Source organism: Streptomyces sp. NPDC111606 (genome assembly GCF_055656945.1).
In genome coordinates, this window is the sequence record NZ_JBVKBY010000006.1 from 329326 (window position 1) to 346560 (window position 17235).

The following is a 17235-nucleotide window of genomic DNA, read 5'->3' on the forward strand; positions in this document are numbered from 1 at the left end:
GTTCGCGACGGCCTTTGCGGCCCTGGTCAGGCCTACGGTCGGAACATGGCACGGTCTCCGAATTCGCCCCGCTCCCCCTTCTCCCCCGCCTTCTGGCGCAGCCCGCTGCGCGGCCCGTGGCTGACGTCGGTCCTCGGCGTCGTGCTGCTCGGCGGGATCACGGTGCTGTTCGTGACGGGGCTGGTGTCCTACGCCGCCTACAACCCGAACCTGTCGCCGGTGAACGACAAGACCCCGGACAAGGGGATCCTCGGTTTCTACCTCTTCTCCTGGCCGACCGACCCGCACTGGCTGTACCGCCTCAACCAGGGCGTCCACGTCACGCTCGGCATCACCCTGATCCCCGTGCTCCTGGCCAAGCTGTGGTCGGTCCTGCCGAAGCTCTTCACGCTGCCGCCGGCCCGGTCGCTCGCGCACGCGCTGGAGCGGATCTCGCTGCTGCTGCTGGTCGGGGGCGCGCTGTTCGAGTTCGTGACGGGCGTGCTGAACGTCCAGCTCGACTACCTCTTCCCAGGCTCCTTCTACACCCTGCACTTCTACGGGGCGTGGGTGTTCATCGGCGCGTTCGTCGTGCACGCCGTGCTGAAGACCCCCATGGCGCTGCGGAACCTGCGCCGCATGCGGGAGCAGAAGGGGGAGGGGCCCGAGGAGGGGACGGGGGAGGAGGACAGGGAGCTGATCGCGCCGAGTCCCGCCGAGCCGACCGTCTCGCGGCGCGGCGCCCTCTGGTTCGTCGGCGGCGGCTCGCTGCTGCTGTTCGCCACGACCGTCGGACAGAACTTCGACGGTTTCCTGCGCCGGACCGCCCTCCTCGCCCCGCACGGCGGTGCCGAGCCGGCCGGCGGCCCGGGCGGCTTCCAGATCAACAAGACGGCCGCGTACGCGGGGGTCCGGGAGGCCGACACGAGCGACGAGGCGTGGCGGCTGGTCGTCGAGGGCCGGGACGGCCGGACGGTCCGCCTCAGGCGTGCCGACCTGCTCGACATGCCGCTGTACAGCGCGGCGTTGCCCATCGCCTGCGTGGAGGGCTGGTCGACGTCCGACCAGTGGTGGCGCGGCGTACGGCTGCGGGACCTCGCGGCGCTGGTCGGCCACGACCAGGACTCGCCCGACGTCCTGGTGGAGTCGCTGCAGCAGCGCGGCGCATTCCGGCGGGCCGCCCTGCGGGCCAACCAGGTCGCCGACTCCCGTTCCCTCCTCGCCCTGTTCGTCAACGGCGAGGACCTGACCCCCGACCACGGCTACCCGGCGCGGATCATCGTGCCTGCGGCGCCCGGTGTGCTGAACACCAAGTGGGTGGCGCGGATGAACTTCGGAGACCTGTGATGCGACGCCCCAAGCTCATTCCGATCGGCAGCCCCCTCCAGATCCTCCTCCTCGCCTGCTCGTTCGCGCTCGCCGGATACGCGGGCGTGCGGCTGCTGGACGGGGACTGGTTCGGCATCGTGGTGTGGTTCGTCGGCGCGGCGATCCTGCACGACCTGGTGCTGGTGCCGCTGTACGGGGCGGCGGACCAGGCACTCCTGCGCGGGTTCGAGGCGGCCGGGGCGCGGAAGTGGATGCCGTACGTCCGCGTCCCGGCCGCCCTGTCCCTGCTGCTCCTGCTGGTCTGGTTCCCGCTGATCACCGGCAGCGTGGCCGACCGCTACGCCGCCGGCACCGGCCTGTCCACGGACGGCTTCCTGGCCCGCTGGCTGCTGATCACCGCCGCACTATTCGGCGGCTCGGCGCTGCTGCTCGTGCTGCGACGGCGCAAGGGCTAGGCCGTGTCCGCGTCCCGCCTGCCCCGCGACGCCTGGCGCTCTCCCACTCTCGGCTTCGCTCGAGCGCAAGGGGCTCCGCCCGGCACGCCGAGAGCACGCACCGGACGCCGCGGGGCCCGCCCTCCGGGCCGGCGACGCGACTTTGTTGACACGATCTAGGCCGCCCGCGCCGCAGCCGCCGCCACCGGGAAGCCCTCCGTGCGGAGGACCCGCCGCCCGGCGTCCACCGCGAACACCTCGCAGCCCGGCCGCGCGGCGGCCCACTCGACGCCCTCGGTGCCCATCGCGAACGCGGCGGTCGCCACGGTGTCCGCCACGGTCAGGGAGGACGCCACGACGGAGAGGGACAGCAGCCCCGTCGCCGCCCGCCCGGTGCGTCCGTCGATGATGTGGTCGCCGCGCTCGTAGCGAGCGGACGTCGCGACGGCGCCATCCGTGAGCTCGGCGACCGTGCACACCTGGTCGGCCCGCTCGGGGTGCCGTATCCCCACCCGCCAGGGCCCGCCCGCGGCGACCACGTCACCACCGGCGTTCAGCACGAAGCGTCGCGCCCCCGCCGCCTTCAGCAGCTCGGCGGCCCGCTGCACGGACCAGCCCTTCACGACCGCGCACGGATCGAGCCCGCGCCCGGGCAGCCGTACGTCGAAGGCGCCGCCGGTGGCGACCCGGTACTCCTCGCACAGCCCCAGCACCTCGTCGAGGTCCGCGCTGACGTCATGCCGCGCGACCTCGCCCCGGTCCAGCCGGCAGACCTCGCTGTCGGCCTTGAACGGACTGAACCGGGCGTCGACCTCACGCAGCCACGCGAACACGGCATCGGCCGCCTCCTCGCCGACGTGCTCGTCGTCGACCCGCAGCGAGATCGGGAACCCCATGACGTGTGCGACTCGGTGCACGATCAGCCCTTCGCGTCGATGGCGGCCTGGAGGGATTCCTTGTAGCCGTCGCTGGTGATGGTGGCGCCGGAGACGGTGTCGATGTCCGTGCTCTGGGCTTCGAGGGTTTCGGCGATGAGCTTCGGGACCGCGGCCGTGGTCTGCGGGTGGTTCGGCTGCTGGAGCATCCTGACCGACGCGATCTTGTCGCCGTCGAAGGTCACCTGGACCTGGACGGGACCCTTGTCGGTGTTCACCGTCGAGCCGTCGAGCGTCCGCGACTGCGAGGCGGCGGACGCGGACGCCGACGGCGAGGACGTGGCCGCCGACTCCGCGTTGGCGTCGATGGCGGCCTGGAGGGATTCCTTGTAGCCGTCGCTGGTGATGGTGGCGCCGGAGACGGTGTCGATGTCCGTGCTCTGGGCTTCGAGGGTTTCGGCGATGAGCTTCGGGACCGCGGCCGTGGTCTGCGGGTGATTGGGCTGCTGGAGCATCTTCACCGACGCGATCTTGGTGCCCTGGAAGGTCACCTGGACCTGCACGGGGCCCTTCTCGGTCTGCACCGTCGTGCCCTTGACGACCGTGCTGCCCGAACCCGAACCCGAATCCGAGCCCGACGCGGCGGAGGACGATGCCGAGGGTGTCGGGGCCGGCGTGGCGGCCGTGCCGAGCGACGGCTCGTAACGCCAGACCGGGATCAGGCCCGCGATGCTGAGGACCAGGACAGGTATTGCTCGCTTCACGATGTCTTCCCTGTCCCTCTCAGCCGGCCAGGCTGAATCGCTCGAAGTGGACCTGCTCCTTGGGCACGCCCAGCTCGCGCAGGCTGCCGATCACCGCGTTCATCATGGGAGGCGGGCCGCACAGGAAGACGTCCCTGTTCGTGATGTCGGGGACCAGCCGCTCCAGCTCCGCCGGGGCCAGCCGGTCCGGCGTGACCGGGCCCGTGACCAGATGCAGCTCGGCGCCCTTGGCGTGGGCGAGTTCCGCCAGCTCCCCGTACAGGACCGCGTCCCGGTCCGAGCCGACCCGGTAGATCACGACCGCGTGGCCGTGCAGCTCCTCCAGCAGCGCCCGGATCGGGGTGACACCGACGCCGCCCGCGATCAGCACGGCCTCCGGCCGGGTGCGGTGCATCGTGGTGAACGCGCCGTACGGGCCCTCGGCGAACACCCGCGTGCCGACCTTGAGGTGCCTCAGGGATGCCGAGCCGTCGCCGGCCGCCTTGGCCGTGAGCCGCAGCCGGTTGCCGTCGGGCGCGGCCGAAAGGGAGAACGGGTTGGCCTGCCACCAGCGGTCCTTCGTCAGGAACCGCCACAGGAAGAACTGGCCGGCCCGCGCGGGCAGCCTGTCCAGGTCACGCCCGGTGATGTACACCGAGACCACGTTGTCGGACTCGGGGACCACGGCCGACACCCGGAACTGGTGGCGCCAGTTCCGCCACAGCGGCAGGACCAGCCGGCCGACGAACACCGCGCCGAGCGCCACGCCCCACACCGCGTACCAGTACGCAGTGGCGGCGGACGAGGCAGTGAAGGACGTACCGACCGCGACCTGGTGCGTGAACGCCAGGACCACCGCGACGTAGGTGTACAGGTGGATGAAGTGCCACGTCTCGTAAGCCAGCCGGCGCCGCGCGAACCGGGCCGAGACGACACCGATCACGATGATGATCCCCAGCGCGACGACGGCGCGCAGCACGCCCTCGACCGTCTCGGCGAGGTCGATCAGCTGGTTCACCGGGTCCAGCGAGGACGACTCGGCGTAGCCGAAGGTGATGAAGACCGCGTGCGCCAGGAGCGCCCACAGGACGCTGAAGCCGGTCCAGCGGTGCCAGGAGGTCAGCCGGTCCATGCCGATCCGGCGGTCCAGCCACGGCAGCCGGGCCACCAGCAGCAGCTGGAACGCCATCAGCAGCGCGCCGAACAGGCCGGTCAGCCGGCCGAGCACGATCAGCGTGTTGGAGGCGAAGCCGGCGGCGAAGAAGAAGTAGAGCACCACGGCCACGTTCGCGGCCAGCACGGCGTACAGGCCCGTGCGGGCGACCACCCTGGGGCGTATCGCCGTGGGGGGCGCAGGGGGCGATTGGACGGTCGTCACGGGCGACAGCTCCTTGATCTCGTCTGTGGATACCGAGCTTGTCGGGCGGGTGCTGTCGAAAAGCTGTCGTACTTCTTTCAACTGGTTATCGATGTGGTCCCGGGCCCACACCCGGCTCATGGGATCGGTGCCGGGTGCCGCAGTATGAACGGGTGGAGAAAGTACGCCTGCTGGTCGTGGACGACGACCCGCCCATCGCCGACCTCGTCGCGACGGTCGCCCGCTACGAGGGCTGGGAGGCGGTCACCGCGAACTCCGGCGAGGAGGCGCTGCGGCTGGCCGCCGAGTTCCACCCGGACATCGTGGTCCTGGACCTGATGCTGCCCGACGTGGACGGCTTCGGCGTCCTGGACCGGCTGCGCGGTGCCGGGAAAATGGTGCCCGTGGTGTTCCTGACGGCCCGCGACGGGGTCGCCGACCGGGTGGCCGGACTGACCCGGGGCGGCGACGACTACCTGGTCAAACCGTTCGCCGTGGAGGAGCTCATGGCCCGGCTGCGCACCGTCCTGCGGCGCAGCGCCGGCCCCGGCTTCCAGCGTTCCGTCCTTCGGGTGGCGGACCTGACGATGGACGAGGACACCCGCGAGGTCCGCCGCGGCGACAAGCAGCTCACGCTCACGCCGACCGAGTACGAGGTACTGCGCTACCTGATGCGCAAGTCGCCGACCGTGCTCACCAAGGCGCAGATCCTCGACCATGTGTGGGAGTACGGCTTCGGCGGCCGCTCGAACGTCGTCGAGCTGGTCGTCAGCCGGCTGCGCCGCAAGCTCGACGAGTCCGACGACGGCAGGGGGCCGCTGATCCACACCGTGCGAGGCTTCGGATACGTGATCCGGCAGGCAGCCGAGTGACAGGGCGGCTGCGGCGGGCGTACCGCGGGATGCGACTCGGCACCCGGCTGGCGCTGGGCCTCGGAGTGCTGGCGCTGTTCGTGTTCGGCGTCGTCGGCACGGCCCTGACGACGTACATGCGGGACTACCTGTCGGCCCAGCTCGACACCCAGCTGGCGCAGGGGCAGATCGCCCAGTCCAAGAGCATCGCGGACTATGGCACGCTCTCGGGCAAGAAGTACTACAGCTGGTTCTACGCCGTGTACGACGTGTCGGACGGCAAGCCCGTACTGCGTCGGCCGGAGGACCCCGCCGACCTGCCGCAGGACGTCGACGACTTCACCTCGCTGGCCAAGGCGCAGACCGGCGCGCACACGGAGATCCTGCGTACCGAGCACCTGAAGGGCAAGGGCGAGTACCGGCTGCGGGCCTGCGAGGTCGAGCCCGGCGTGGTGCTGGTCAGCGCCGCGCCCATGGAGGACATCGAGGACACCGTGGGCCAGCTGATCACCATCCAGGCGGTCACCTTCGGACTCGCGCTGCTGGCCCTCGTGGTGTTCGGACGCGGGATGCTCGGGCGCGGCCTGAAGCCACTGAGCGACATGGCCCACACCGCCCGCGGCATCACCTCGCACGACCTCACCGACTCGGCCCAGCTGCCCGTACGGCACGACCGGCGGGGCGGCGGGCCCGAGGTGGAGGAGCTGCGCACCGCGTTCAACACGATGCTGGAGCACATCGACGACTCCCTCGCGGTGCGCGCGGAGGCCGAGCAGCGCCTGCGCCGCTTCGTGGCGGACGCCTCGCACGAGCTCCGTACGCCGCTGATGTCGGTACGGGGCTACGCCGACCTCTTCCAGTACGCCGCGGCCAACGCCCCCGAGGAGCGGGACAGGCACCTGGCCCGGCTGCGTGCCGAGGCCGCCCGCATGGGCTTCCTCCTCGACGACCTGCTGCTGCTCGCCCGCCTGGACGCCGCCGAGGTGGAGACGCCGCTGCGGATGCAGGGCGCGGACCTGGTGGACCTGGTCGAACAGGCGGCGGACGCCTTCCGCGTCACCCACGCCGACCACCCCCTGACCGTCGCCCCCGGCCCCGGTTCCCTGAAACTCCGCCTCGACCCCCAGCGCATCCGTCAGGTGCTGGACAACCTCCTCACCAACGCGGCGATCCACACGCCGACCGGGACGCCGGTGTCCGTCGCGGTCTCGGTGGCGCAGACCACCGCCGCCGTCCGGATCACGGACGCCGGCCCCGGCATCCCGCCCGCCGACCGGATACGTGTCTTCGACCGCTTCTACCGGGTCGACAAGGCCCGCAGCCGCGACCGGGGAGGCAGCGGACTGGGACTGGCGGTGGCGCAGTCCCTGGTCCAGGCACACGGGGGGCGCATCGAGCTGAGCAGCCGGCCGGGGGAGACGGTGTTCACGGTGACGGTTCCGCTGGTGGTGGACGGGAGGCCGGAGGCAGGTCTTACGGACCCGTGACACGACCGGCGCCGGGCGGCCGAAGCGGCCTCCGGGGCTTTAGCTTTGCCGCATGCGCGTACTGGTCACCGGCGGTGCCGGTTTCATCGGGTCCCATGTCGTCGAGGCGCTCAAGGCGCACGGGCACGAGCCCGTCGTGTACGACGTCCGTTCCGACCCCGAGTCGGACGTACGCAACCCCTACGCCGTCCGCCACGCCCTGACCGGCGTGGACGCCGTGTGCCACCAGGCCGCGATGGTCGGCCTCGGCGTGGGCTTCGCCGACGCCACGGAGTACGTCTCCCGCAACGACCTGGGCACGGCCGTACTGCTGACCGCCATGGCCAACACGGGCGTACACCGGCTGGTCCTGGCCGGTTCGATGGTGGTGTACGGCGAGGGACGTTACGAGTGCGAACGGCATGGCGTCGTACGGCCCGGCCCGCGTGCCGTGGCCGATCTCGACTCGGGCCGGTTCGAGCCGCCCTGCCCGGAGTGCGGCGCCGACCTCGCCCCCGGGCTGGTGGCGGAGGACGCCCCGGTCGACCCGCGCAACGTGTACGCGACGACGAAGCTCGCCCAGGAACACCTGGCCGCGGCATGGGCACGCGCGACGAGCGGCACGGCGGTGTCCCTGCGCTACCACAATGTCTACGGACCGGGCATGCCCCGCGACACCCCCTACGCCGGCGTCGCCTCCTTCTTCCGCTCGGCGCTCGCACGCGACGAGGCGCCGCGCGTCTTCGAGGACGGCCGCCAGCGGCGGGACTTCGTCCACGTCCGGGATGTGGCCGCCGCCAACGTGGCCGCGCTGGAGGCGGGTTCGGCAGCCCTCCCGGAGGGCGCGCTCACGGCGTACAACACCGGCAGCGGCGATCCGCACACCGTCGGCGAGATGGCGCACGAGCTCGCCGAGGCGTACGGCGGTCCCGAGCCGATGGTGACCGGGGAGTACCGGCTGGGCGACGTACGGCACATCACGGCCGACTCGGCGCGGCTGCGTGCGGAGTTGGGCTGGAAGCCCGAGGTGGCGTTCGCCGACGGGATGGAAGAGTTTGCGATGGCCGGTATGCGACGGGCGTAGGCTGCCTCGGACCGGTGGTGCTGCCCGCCTTTCAGGAAGCGGCAGCGGGCAGCACCACCTCGAAGCGGCACCCCCCGGGGACGTTGCGCACCGAGGCCCGTCCGGCGTGCGCCTCCACGATGCCCCGCACGATGGCGAGGCCGAGCCCCGCCCCAGCCGGCGGCGTACGTGCATGGGTGCCGCGCCAGCCGGTGTCGAAGACCCGCGGCAAGTCCTCGTCGGGGATGCCGCCGCAGCCGTCGGTGACGGACAGCACCACGCCCTCGGCGGAGCGTTCGGCGGCGAGGGCCACGGTGCCGTCGGCGGGCGTCCGGCGGATCGCGTTCACCAGCAGATTGCCCAGCACCCGGCTCATCTCCTTGCCGTCCACCTCGACGGGCACCGGTTCGATCCGCTCGCCGACCAGCCGTACCCCGCACTCGCGGGCCAGTGGATCGGCGCCCGCGAGCGCGTCGCCGACCAGGTCGTACAGGGAGATCCGGCTCGTGCTCAGCGCCAGCGTCCCCGCGTGGATGCGGGACAGTTCGAAGAGGTCGCCCACCATGCCGTTGAGCCGCTCGACCTCCATGCGGATCTGCTTGAGATAGCGGTCGGGATCGACGGCGACCCCGTCCTCCAGTGCCTCCGCCATCGCGCGCAGGCCGGCCAGCGGGGTGCGCAGATCGTGGGAGATCCAGGCGACGAGTTCACGCCGGGAGGACTCGAGCGCCCGCTCGCGCTCGCGTGATTCGGCGAGCTTGGCGCTGGTCGCCTCCAACTCGCGGCTCAGGGCGGCGAGTTCGGCGGTGGCGGCGCCGTCGGGCGAGGTGAAGTCGCCGCCGTCGCCGAAGGACCGGGCGGCGAGCGCGAGGGCGTGGCTGCGGGCGGCGACCCAGCGGCCGAGCAGCAGCGCGGTGACCAGGGAGACCACGGCGGCCATGGCGACGACGGTCGTGACCACCGACAAGTCGTGCCCGTTGAGGAACATCGCCTGTGCGACGGCGAGCGTGCCCGCGAGCATCGCGGTGATGCCGACGCCGGCGACCACGGTGAGGTGCACGATGAGCGAGCGGCGCCGGATCAGCAGCAGCACGCACGCGCCGAGCACGCCGGCCGCGGCGGCGCCGAGGAAGGCGACGAGGGCGATCAGGAGGGTGTCGCGCATGGTCACGCCTCCCCGTCGGGGGCGGGGGCGGCGGTGCCGGTCGCGTCGAAGCGGTAGCCGACGCCCCACACGGTCTGGATGAGCCGGGGCCTGGCCGGGTCGTCCTCCACCTTGCCACGCAGCCGGCGGACATGGACGGTGACGGTCGACAGGTCGCCGAAGTCCCAGCCCCACACCTCACGCATCAGGTCCTCGCGGCTGAAGACCCGGCCGGGGTGCCGCAGGAAGAACGTGAGGAGGTCGAACTCGCGGATGGTCAGGGCGAGTTCGGTGTCATTCTTTGCGGCACGGCGAGCCGCCGGGTCGAGCGAGAGGCCGGCCGCGCGGACGGTGCCCTGCGGCCGCGCGGGGCCGGGGCGGGTGCGGCGGAGCACCGACTCGACGCGCAGGACGAGTTCGCGGGGGCTGAAGGGCTTGGTGACGTAGTCGTCGGCGCCGACCTCCAGGCCGAGGATGCGGTCGTCCTCGTCGCCGCGTGCGGTGAGCATGATGACCGGCACGGGCCCCTGGCCGCGCATCCGGCGGCACACCTCCAGGCCGTCCATGCCGGGCAGCATCAGGTCCAGGACGACGAGGTCCGGCCAGTGCGCGGCGGCCCGGGCGAGGGCGTCGGGGCCGTCTCCGGCGCGGTCCACGACGTATCCGGCGCGGTCGAGGTAGCCCGAGACGACTTCGGCGACGGTGGGGTCGTCGTCGACGACGAGAACCCTGGCCCCTTGCCCGGCCCCGGCCTGCGGGTACGGCTGTTGCTGCTCCATGCCGCAAGCCTCGCACCCCGGGCGCGCGGGTGCCGCCGCCGGCGCCTGACGTCCTTGTTTCGTAAGGAGCCGTAGTCCGAAATGCCCGTTTCTGGCTCGTAGGGTGAAAGCCGTGACGACCCCATCCGCAGCAGCGAATGAACCCTGCACGGCGTCCGTCGACGTCGTGCTTCCCTGTCTCGACGAGGCCGAGGCCCTGCCCTGGGTCCTGGAGCGGGTCCCGCCCGGCTGGCGGGCGCTCGTCGTGGACAACGGCTCCACGGACGGCTCGGCCGCCGTCGCCCGCGAGCTCGGCGCGACGGTCGTGCACGAGGAGCGGCGCGGCTTCGGCGCCGCCTGCCACGCGGGGCTGACGGCCGCCACGGCCGACATCGTCTGCTTCTGCGACTGCGACGCCTCGCTCGACCCGGGCGACCTGATGCCCTTCGTACGCCGGATCGTGGCCGACGAGGCCGACCTGATCCTGGGCCGACGCCGCCCCGCGTCCCGCGGCACCTGGCCGCTGCACGCCCGCGCCGGCAACCTCGCCCTCACCCACCTCCTCCACCGTCGCACCGGCCTGCGCCTGCACGACCTGGGCCCCCTCCGCGCCGCCCGCCGCGACCGCCTCCTCACCCTCTCCCTCACCGACCGCCGCAGTGGCTACCCCCTCCAGATGGTCGTCCGCGCCGCCGCCGCGGGCTGGCGCCTCGCCGAGTACGACGTCCCGTACCTGCCCCGCACGGGTGCGTCGAAGGTGACGGGAACTTGGCGGGGGACTTGGCAGGCGGTGCGCGATATGAGCCGGGTGTTGCGGGAGGGGACGGGGGTGTGGGGGTGAGTGCAGGGGGCGGCGGGCGCCGCGGGTCCGGCGCCGGGGTCGATGGGTCCGGTTCTGGAACCGGGGCCGGCGGGCGCGGCGGGGCCGGTGTTGAGGCCGGCGGTCGGAGCGAGGCCGGTGTCGGGGCCTACGGGCGCAGTGGGTTCGGTGTTGGGGTCGGCGGGCGCGGCGAGTTCGATGTGGTTCCCGACGCGTGGGCCGGGTCCGGTGCCGACGTCGACGGGCGCGGCGGATTCGGTGTCGATCCCGACGGGGCCGGTGCCGAGCCCGGACCGGCGAGGCAGGGCGTTCGTCGAGCTGGACCGGTGGGGCAGGAGCGTCGTCGAGCTGGACCGGCGCACGGGGACCGTTGCCGACTCTCACCGGCGCAGCGGGGCCTACGCCGAGCCCGGCCCCGGACCAGGACCGTTACCGAGTCTCCTGCCCGTGCCGAAGCCAAGTCCGCCCACCACTCCCGATCCCGACCCGGCGCCGGCCCGTCGAAAGGAACCCGCTCGTGACCACGCTCCTCGTCATCGCCAAGGAGCCCCGACCTGGTCGGGTGAAGACCAGGCTGACCCCGCCCTTCACGCCCGAGGAGGCGGCAATGCTCGCGGAGGCCGCCCTCGTGGACACACTGGACGCCGTGGCGCGGACGCCGGCTCGGCGCCGGGTGCTGGTCCTGGACGGGACGCCGGGCCCTTGGGTGCCGCCCGGTTTCGATGTCGTACGGCAGTGCGCGGGCGGCCTCGACGAACGGCTGGCCGAAGCCTTCGCGGGGTGTGACGGCCCGGCGCTGCTCATCGGCATGGACACCCCGCAGGTGACGCCGGAGTTGCTGACCGTGGACTGGTCGGGCTGCGACGCGTACTTCGGCCCGGCCGTGGACGGCGGCTTCTGGGCACTCGGCATGGCCGAACCGGACCCGGAACGGCTGCGCGGCGTCCCGATGTCGACGCCGCAGACCGGCGAAGTGCAGCGGGCCCGGCTCTCGGGTCTGCGCGTGCGCGACCTGCCCTGCCTGCACGACGTCGACACGGCATCCGACGCCGACCTGGTTGCCACAGCGGCACCGGGCGGCCGTTTCGCAGCAGCGCTGGCGCACCTCACCCCGCCGGTGGACCGATGAGCGCCCCGCACGAGACGGCGACGGCAAGGGTCGCCCGCCAGGCGGGGCCGGCCACGATCCGCCAACCGGACACCGGCACCGGGCAGTTGGCACTGGGTGTGATCCACCAAGAGGGCACCGGGACCGACGGCCGTTCGGCAGGCCCCCCGGTCGAGGTCCGCACCCCGCAGTTGCGCCCCGGCGCAGCCCACTCAACGGCCGCCGGCCACCGGACACCGACCCGCCCCGAGGCGCCAAGAGCCGCCGCCACAGAGGGCGTCGGCGTCCGCCCTCGGGCCACCCCCTCCGACCCCGCATCCTGGTCCGCCGACGCCTATGCGCGTGCCCTCCGCGCCGGTCAGGGGCCGCTCTTTCTGCGTCGCGCCGACGGCTGGCTGTTGCCGCTCGACGTGGAGCGATGGTGTGCGGAGGCCGATGCGAGGGACATGGAGGTGCTGCGGCGTTGCGAGGGGACGGTGCTGGATGTCGGGTGTGGGCCCGGGCGGCTGGTGGCGGCGTTGGCGCGGCAGGGGCGCCGGGTGCTCGGCATCGACGTCAGTGAAGTCGCCGTCGCGTGCACCCTGCGGGCCGGGGGACCGGCGTTGCGCCGCTCCGTCTTCGACTCGCTGCCCGGCGAGGGCCGCTGGGGCACCGCCCTGCTGATCGACGGCAACGTCGGCATCGGCGGCGACCCGGCGGCACTGCTCGACCGGATGTCGCAACTCCTCGTCCCCCGCGGCCTGTTGATCGCCGAGACCGTGCCGGACCTGGACCTCGACGAACGCGTCCACGTCCACGTCACCGACGCCGACGGCACCACCGGCACCCCCTTCCCCTGGGCCCGCCTCGGCAACCCCGCCCTGGTGCGGCACGCGGAGCGCGCCGACTTCGGCACCGTCGGTCAGTGGGTGGCGGGCGGCCGTTCCTTCGTGGCCCTGCGCAGCGGCGGAGTCGGCAGGCGCCACTGACGGTGCTGCCCCTGTAGTGCAACGTTCCCGCCCGCGCGGAGCCGGTCCGGTCCACAGTCCCGCAACATCGGACGTCTAGACTCTCCCCTCAACGGCCCGGACCCGTGGTCAAAAGCGGGCGAAATCTGCCAGACCCGAAGGGTATTCGGCGTTTTGATACGGATAGATTCAGTCACCAAGCGGTATCCGGACGGCACGGTGGCGGTCGATCAACTCTCCCTGGAGATACCCGACCGCTCGATCACCGTCCTCGTCGGACCGTCGGGCTGCGGCAAGACGACCACCCTGCGGATGATCAACCGGATGGTCGAGCCCAGCGAGGGCACCATCCTCCTCGACGACGTGGACATCCAGCAGCAGCCGGTCAACACCCTGCGCCGGTCCATGGGGTACGTCATCCAGAACGCCGGCCTCTTCCAGCACCGCACGATCATCGACAACATCGCCACGGTGCCCCGCATGCTCGGCTGGGGCAAGGAGAAGTCCCGGGCGCGGGCGCGGGAGCTGATGGAGCGGGTCGGGCTCGACGGGGCGCTCGCCAAGCGGTACCCGTACCAGCTCTCCGGCGGCCAGCAGCAGCGCGTCGGCGTGGCCCGGGCGCTCGCGGCGGATCCGCCGGTGCTGCTGATGGACGAGCCCTTCTCGGCCGTCGACCCCGTGGTCCGCAAGGGCCTGCAGGACGAACTCCTCCGTATCCAGGAGGAGTTGGGCAAGACCATCGTCTTCGTCACCCACGACATCGACGAGGCCGTCAAGCTCGGCACGATGGTCGCCGTGATGCGCACGGGCGGCAAGCTCGCCCAGTTCGCCCCGCCGGCCGAGCTGCTGACCCACCCCGCGGACGAGTTCGTGGAGGACTTCCTCGGCGCGGACCGGGGCATCCGGCGGCTGTCGTTCTTCCCCGCGGCGGGCCTGGAGCTGCTGACCGGGCCCATCGTGGCCGTCGACGCCACCGCCGAGCAGCTCACCGCCGCAGCCGGTACGGCCGACGCGCCGTATCTCCTGGTCACCGACCCGGACGGCAAGCCCCTCGGCTGGGGCGAGCCGCAGGATCTCACCGCCGGGGAGATCGAGGCCGGCCGACTCCTGCCGTACGGGCGCCCGTTCGTGACCGGCACCGACTCGCTGCGGGCCGCCCTCGACTGTGCCGTGCTGTCGCCCACCGGGTGGGCCGTCGCCGTGGACGCCGACGGACGGGCCACCGGAGTCGTCTCGCAGCAGACCATCGGCGAAGCCATCCGCGGTGCGCATGCGGAGCGGCGCGCGGACGACGGCAAGGCCGGGGAGACCGCGGGCTCCGGGAAGATCGGAAAGACCGGGACGACCGAGAAGGTCGCGCCGTGACCGAGCTCTTCGACATGCCGAGCGACCTCCAGAACAGCTACATCGGACTGGTCGGCCTGCACCTGCGCGAGGCACTGATCCCCGTGCTCGCCGGGCTGCTCGTGGCACTGCCCGTCGCCCAGCTGTGCGTGCGGGTGCGCTGGCTGTACCCGCCCGTGCTGTGGGTGACGACCGTGCTGTACGCGATCCCCTCGCTCGCCTTCTTCGTCATCCTCATCGACTACACCGGCCTGAGCGAGATCACGGTGATGATCCCGTTGGCCGTCTACAGCCTGGTCGTGCTGGTCCCGGCCATCGTGGACGGTGTGCGGTCGGTGCCGCAGGAGACACTGGCCGCCGCCACCGCCATGGGATTCGGGCCCGTACGGCGCTATCTCCAGGTGCAGTTGCCGATCGCGGCGCCCGCGATCATCGCCGGACTGCGGGTCGCGTCCGTGTCGAGCGTCTCCCTCGTCAGCGTCGGCATGCTCATCGGCAACGCGGGAGCCCTCGGCAACCTGCTCAACAGCGGCCTGATCTACAACCAGCCCCGCCTGGTGTGGCTCTCCGTGGTGGGTACGGCCGTCCTCGCCATCCTCGTGGACGCCGTGCTGATCGGCCTGCGTCTGCTGCTGACGCCCTGGATGCCGCGCGGCACCCGTAAGAACGCGCGCCCGCTCGCCGTGAAGGAGGCCACCCGGTGAACGTCCTGAACTTCATCAACTCCTTCTTCAGCGACAGCGCGCACTGGCAGGGCTACGACGGCATCCCCGCGCGGCTCGCCGAGCACGTCCAGTACACGCTGCTGGCACTCGGCATCGCCGCCGCGGTCGGACTGCCGGTCGGCCTGCTCACGGGCCACACCGGGCGCGGCGGCAACGCGCTCGCCCTCATCGCCACCTCTGCCCGGGCGCTGCCCAGCTTCGGCCTGATGGTGCTGATGTTCATCCTGCTGGGCCTGGGCATGGCCCCCGTCATGATCCCGCTGGTCGTGCTCGCCATCCCGCCCATCCTCGTCACCACCTACGAGGCCATGCGCTCCGTCGACCCCGCGCCGGTGGACGCGGCCCGCGGCATGGGCATGGCCGAGACCGGGGTCCTGTTCCGCGTCGAACTGCCCGTGGCCCTCCCGCTGATCCTCAGCGGCCTGCGCTCGGCGGCCATCCAGATCGTCTCGACGGCCACCATCGCCGCGTACGTCAGCTTCGGCGGCCTCGGCCGCTACATCATCGACGGCCTCTACCAGCGCAACTACGAGAAGGTCGTCGGCGGCGCCACCCTGGTCGCCGCCATGGCGCTCACGACGCTGGCGCTGTTCTGGGCGGCGTCGCGGTTCGCGGTCTCACCGGGGGTGCGCAGGCGCGGCTAGCCACGCAACCCCGGTGGTCCGCGGGCGGAACTAGGCCCGCGGGGACGGCCGTACGGCGACCGCGTCGATCTCGAACAGCATGCCCGGCAGCGCGAGCGAGGCGACGCCGCTCAGGGTCTGGGCGGGCAGGCGGTCGCGGAACCGGACGTGCAGGGCCTTGCCGATGGCCTCCAGCTTGGCCGCGTCGTGGTCGACGATGAAGGTGCCCAGGCGGACGACGTGCTCGTAGCCGAGGCCGACGCCCTCCAGCGCCGAGCGCAGCCGGTCCAGGGCCAGCTCCACCTGGGCGGGGAAGTCGCCCGGCACGGGTGCGCCGTTGCCGTCGGAGGCGTACTGGCCTGCGATGAAGACGAGTTCGCCGGGCGCCGAGACGGCGTGGCTGTAGCTCAGCGGGGTCGGGTCGTGCAGGGCGGGCGGGTTGGTGATCGTGCGCTCGTCGAGGCTCATGCCTCACTCCAACGCACTTGCGGGCGCGGGCATTCCGCGCCCGCCGCCTCTCCCCGCCGGCCGCCGCCCGCCGTCAGTCCTCCGTGCGCGCCAGCGCCAGTTCCAGTACGACGAGCAGGGCGTCGCGGACCGAGCCGCGTTCGCGGGCGTCGAAGACGACGACCGGGACGCCGTCGGTGACGTCGAGGGCCCAGCGGATCTCCTCCAGCGTGTGCTCGACCTTGCCGTCGAAGGCGTTGGCCGCCACCGCGAAGGGGATGCCCTTGTGCTCGAAGTAGTCGACGGCGGCGTAGCAGTCGTCGAGCCGGCGGGTGTCCACGATGACGAGCCCGCCGACCGCGCCCTCGACGATGTCGTCCCACATGAACCCGAACCGTTCCTGCCCGGGCGTGCCGAACAGATACAGCTTCAGGGTGGGGTCGATGGTGAGGCAGCCGAAGTCCATGGCCACGGTGGTCGTCGTCTTGCGGGGCGTGTGGGTGAGGTCGTCCACGCCCGCCGCGACCTCCGTGATGGCGGCCTCGGTCGTCAGCGGCTCGATCTCGGATATCGCGCCCACGGTGGTGGTCTTGCCCACGCCGAAGCCGCCGGCGATCACCATCTTGACCGGCAGCGGCGGTCGTACGGTGGCCGCCGGCGCGGCGGATGCGCCGGTGGCCGGTTCGGTCGTCGTCACGGAGTGACCCCTCGTGAGTCGGGTATGGCGCGCAGGCCGTCGATGACCCTGCGCAGGACGGATGCGTCGTGGATGACGCCGGAGTCGGGCACGTGCACCGTCAACTGCCCGGCGGCGCGCAGGTCCTCGGCGAGGACGCGCACCACGTTGAGGTGCAGCCGCAGCCGGGCCGCGATCTCCGCGATGGACTGCGGCAGCCGGCAGACGGCGACGATGTCGTGCTCCTCGAAAGCCAGCCGGTCGAGCGCGTCGAGCCCCTCGCTGGTGGCCACCACCTGCGTCTCGACGGGCATCGACCGCCCATCGGCATCGGCCACGACCCGCCCGGCGGTCACCAGGAAGGGCCGTACGGCAGAGGCGGGACCGTCCGATCGCGCCCCACCGGGGTCCGCCGCGTCAGGTTCCGGCCCGTCAAGGTCCGGTCCATCGGGCTGCGACCCGTCGGGGTCCGGCCCATCGTGGTCAGGGCCGTCGAGGCTCGGCGCTGGGGTGCCGTCCGCCATGGCGTTGTCCGTCCTCCTCGGC

18 protein-coding genes and 1 pseudogene are annotated in these 17235 nt (G+C 72.4%); 11 read left to right on the forward strand and 8 right to left on the reverse strand.

Going from position 1 to position 17235, the window contains the following annotated elements:
* Window positions 1–45: 45 nt before the first annotated feature.
* Entirely contained in the window at window positions 46–1326 is a 1281-nt protein-coding gene (locus tag ACZ7M7_RS23020) for a molybdopterin-dependent oxidoreductase (protein WP_472119802.1), read from the forward strand.
* The gene (locus ACZ7M7_RS23025) at window positions 1326–1763 is read left to right on the forward strand and encodes a hypothetical protein (protein ID WP_472119805.1); all 438 of its coding nucleotides are present in this window, start codon (window positions 1326–1328) and stop codon (window positions 1761–1763) included. Before ACZ7M7_RS23020 ends, ACZ7M7_RS23025 begins: the two co-directional genes overlap by 1 nt.
* 155 nt (window positions 1764–1918) lie before the next feature.
* Here ACZ7M7_RS23025 and ACZ7M7_RS23030 read toward each other — a convergent pair whose 3' ends face one another.
* From ACZ7M7_RS23030 to ACZ7M7_RS23040, 3 genes are read right to left on the reverse strand one after another with little or no spacing between them, the layout of a single operon-like run.
* Window positions 1919–2638 (reverse strand): FAD:protein FMN transferase, encoded by a 720-nt coding sequence (locus ACZ7M7_RS23030; RefSeq protein ID WP_472120259.1) that lies wholly within the window; start codon window positions 2636–2638, stop codon window positions 1919–1921.
* Window positions 2639–2661: 23 nt separating this feature from the next.
* Window positions 2662–3381, reverse strand: coding sequence for an FMN-binding protein (locus ACZ7M7_RS23035; RefSeq protein ID WP_472119808.1), 720 nt, complete (start codon window positions 3379–3381; stop codon window positions 2662–2664).
* A 19-nt stretch (window positions 3382–3400) separates the two neighbouring features.
* Window positions 3401–4738, reverse strand: coding sequence for a ferredoxin reductase family protein (locus tag ACZ7M7_RS23040; protein WP_472119811.1), 1338 nt, complete (start codon window positions 4736–4738; stop codon window positions 3401–3403).
* A gap of 152 nt (window positions 4739–4890) precedes the next feature.
* Between ACZ7M7_RS23040 and ACZ7M7_RS23045 the strand changes: the two genes are divergently transcribed.
* From ACZ7M7_RS23045 to ACZ7M7_RS23055, 3 genes are read left to right on the forward strand one after another with little or no spacing between them, the layout of a single operon-like run.
* Window positions 4891–5589, forward strand: a complete 699-nt coding sequence (locus ACZ7M7_RS23045) for a response regulator transcription factor (RefSeq protein WP_383604185.1) — start codon at window positions 4891–4893, stop codon at window positions 5587–5589.
* Complete coding sequence (locus ACZ7M7_RS23050; RefSeq protein WP_472119814.1) at window positions 5586–7055, forward strand: sensor histidine kinase; 1470 nt, start codon at window positions 5586–5588, stop codon at window positions 7053–7055. Before ACZ7M7_RS23045 ends, ACZ7M7_RS23050 begins: the two co-directional genes overlap by 4 nt.
* 52 nt (window positions 7056–7107) lie before the next feature.
* A complete protein-coding gene (locus ACZ7M7_RS23055) occupies window positions 7108–8118 on the forward strand; it encodes an NAD-dependent epimerase/dehydratase family protein (RefSeq protein WP_472119817.1) in 1011 nt (336 codons plus the stop codon).
* A gap of 31 nt (window positions 8119–8149) precedes the next feature.
* On the opposite strand, the gene ACZ7M7_RS23060 is transcribed toward ACZ7M7_RS23055, so the two are convergent.
* Together ACZ7M7_RS23060 and ACZ7M7_RS23065 are read right to left on the reverse strand one after the other, a co-directional pair.
* Window positions 8150–9262 (reverse strand): sensor histidine kinase, encoded by a 1113-nt coding sequence (locus tag ACZ7M7_RS23060; RefSeq protein ID WP_383604177.1) that lies wholly within the window; start codon window positions 9260–9262, stop codon window positions 8150–8152.
* Window positions 9263–9264: 2 nt separating this feature from the next.
* Window positions 9265–10020, reverse strand: a complete 756-nt coding sequence (locus ACZ7M7_RS23065; RefSeq protein ID WP_472119820.1) for a response regulator transcription factor — start codon at window positions 10018–10020, stop codon at window positions 9265–9267.
* Window positions 10021–10123: 103 nt separating this feature from the next.
* Here ACZ7M7_RS23065 and ACZ7M7_RS23070 point away from each other — a divergent pair, with 103 nt between their 5' ends.
* The 6 genes from ACZ7M7_RS23070 to ACZ7M7_RS23095 all read left to right on the forward strand — a co-directional run bounded on the left by ACZ7M7_RS23070 (window position 10124) and on the right by ACZ7M7_RS23095 (window position 15587).
* A complete protein-coding gene (locus ACZ7M7_RS23070) occupies window positions 10124–10840 on the forward strand; it encodes a glycosyltransferase family 2 protein (protein WP_472119823.1) in 717 nt (238 codons plus the stop codon).
* Window positions 10841–11336: 496 nt separating this feature from the next.
* Window positions 11337–11948, forward strand: a complete 612-nt coding sequence (locus tag ACZ7M7_RS23075; RefSeq protein WP_472119826.1) for a TIGR04282 family arsenosugar biosynthesis glycosyltransferase — start codon at window positions 11337–11339, stop codon at window positions 11946–11948.
* A gap of 170 nt (window positions 11949–12118) precedes the next feature.
* Window positions 12119–12895, forward strand: coding sequence for a class I SAM-dependent methyltransferase (locus ACZ7M7_RS23080; RefSeq protein WP_472120261.1), 777 nt, complete (start codon window positions 12119–12121; stop codon window positions 12893–12895).
* Between the two features lie 153 nt (window positions 12896–13048).
* Window positions 13049–14239, forward strand: coding sequence for an ABC transporter ATP-binding protein (locus tag ACZ7M7_RS23085; RefSeq protein WP_472119829.1), 1191 nt, complete (start codon window positions 13049–13051; stop codon window positions 14237–14239).
* Complete coding sequence (locus ACZ7M7_RS23090; RefSeq protein ID WP_383604164.1) at window positions 14236–14922, forward strand: ABC transporter permease; 687 nt, start codon at window positions 14236–14238, stop codon at window positions 14920–14922. The genes ACZ7M7_RS23085 and ACZ7M7_RS23090 overlap by 4 nt, the downstream gene beginning before the upstream one ends.
* Entirely contained in the window at window positions 14919–15587 is a 669-nt protein-coding gene (locus ACZ7M7_RS23095) for an ABC transporter permease (RefSeq protein WP_383604162.1), read from the forward strand. The genes ACZ7M7_RS23090 and ACZ7M7_RS23095 overlap by 4 nt, the downstream gene beginning before the upstream one ends.
* Window positions 15588–15617: 30 nt before the next feature.
* Here the strand turns inward: ACZ7M7_RS23095 and ACZ7M7_RS23100 are convergent, their stop codons facing one another.
* The 3 genes and pseudogenes from ACZ7M7_RS23100 to ACZ7M7_RS23110 all read right to left on the reverse strand — a co-directional run.
* Window positions 15618–16034: a RidA family protein gene (locus ACZ7M7_RS23100; protein WP_472119833.1), complete on the reverse strand. Its 417-nt coding sequence runs from the start codon at window positions 16032–16034 to the stop codon at window positions 15618–15620.
* 73 nt (window positions 16035–16107) lie between these two features.
* Entirely contained in the window at window positions 16108–16710 is a 603-nt protein-coding gene (locus ACZ7M7_RS23105; RefSeq protein WP_383604156.1) for a GTP-binding protein, read from the reverse strand.
* Window positions 16700–17213 (reverse strand): annotated as a pseudogene (locus tag ACZ7M7_RS23110) (DUF742 domain-containing protein); the annotation flags it as partial. The gene ACZ7M7_RS23105 and the pseudogene ACZ7M7_RS23110, both read right to left, overlap by 11 nt.
* Between the last annotated feature and the right edge of the window lie 22 nt (window positions 17214–17235).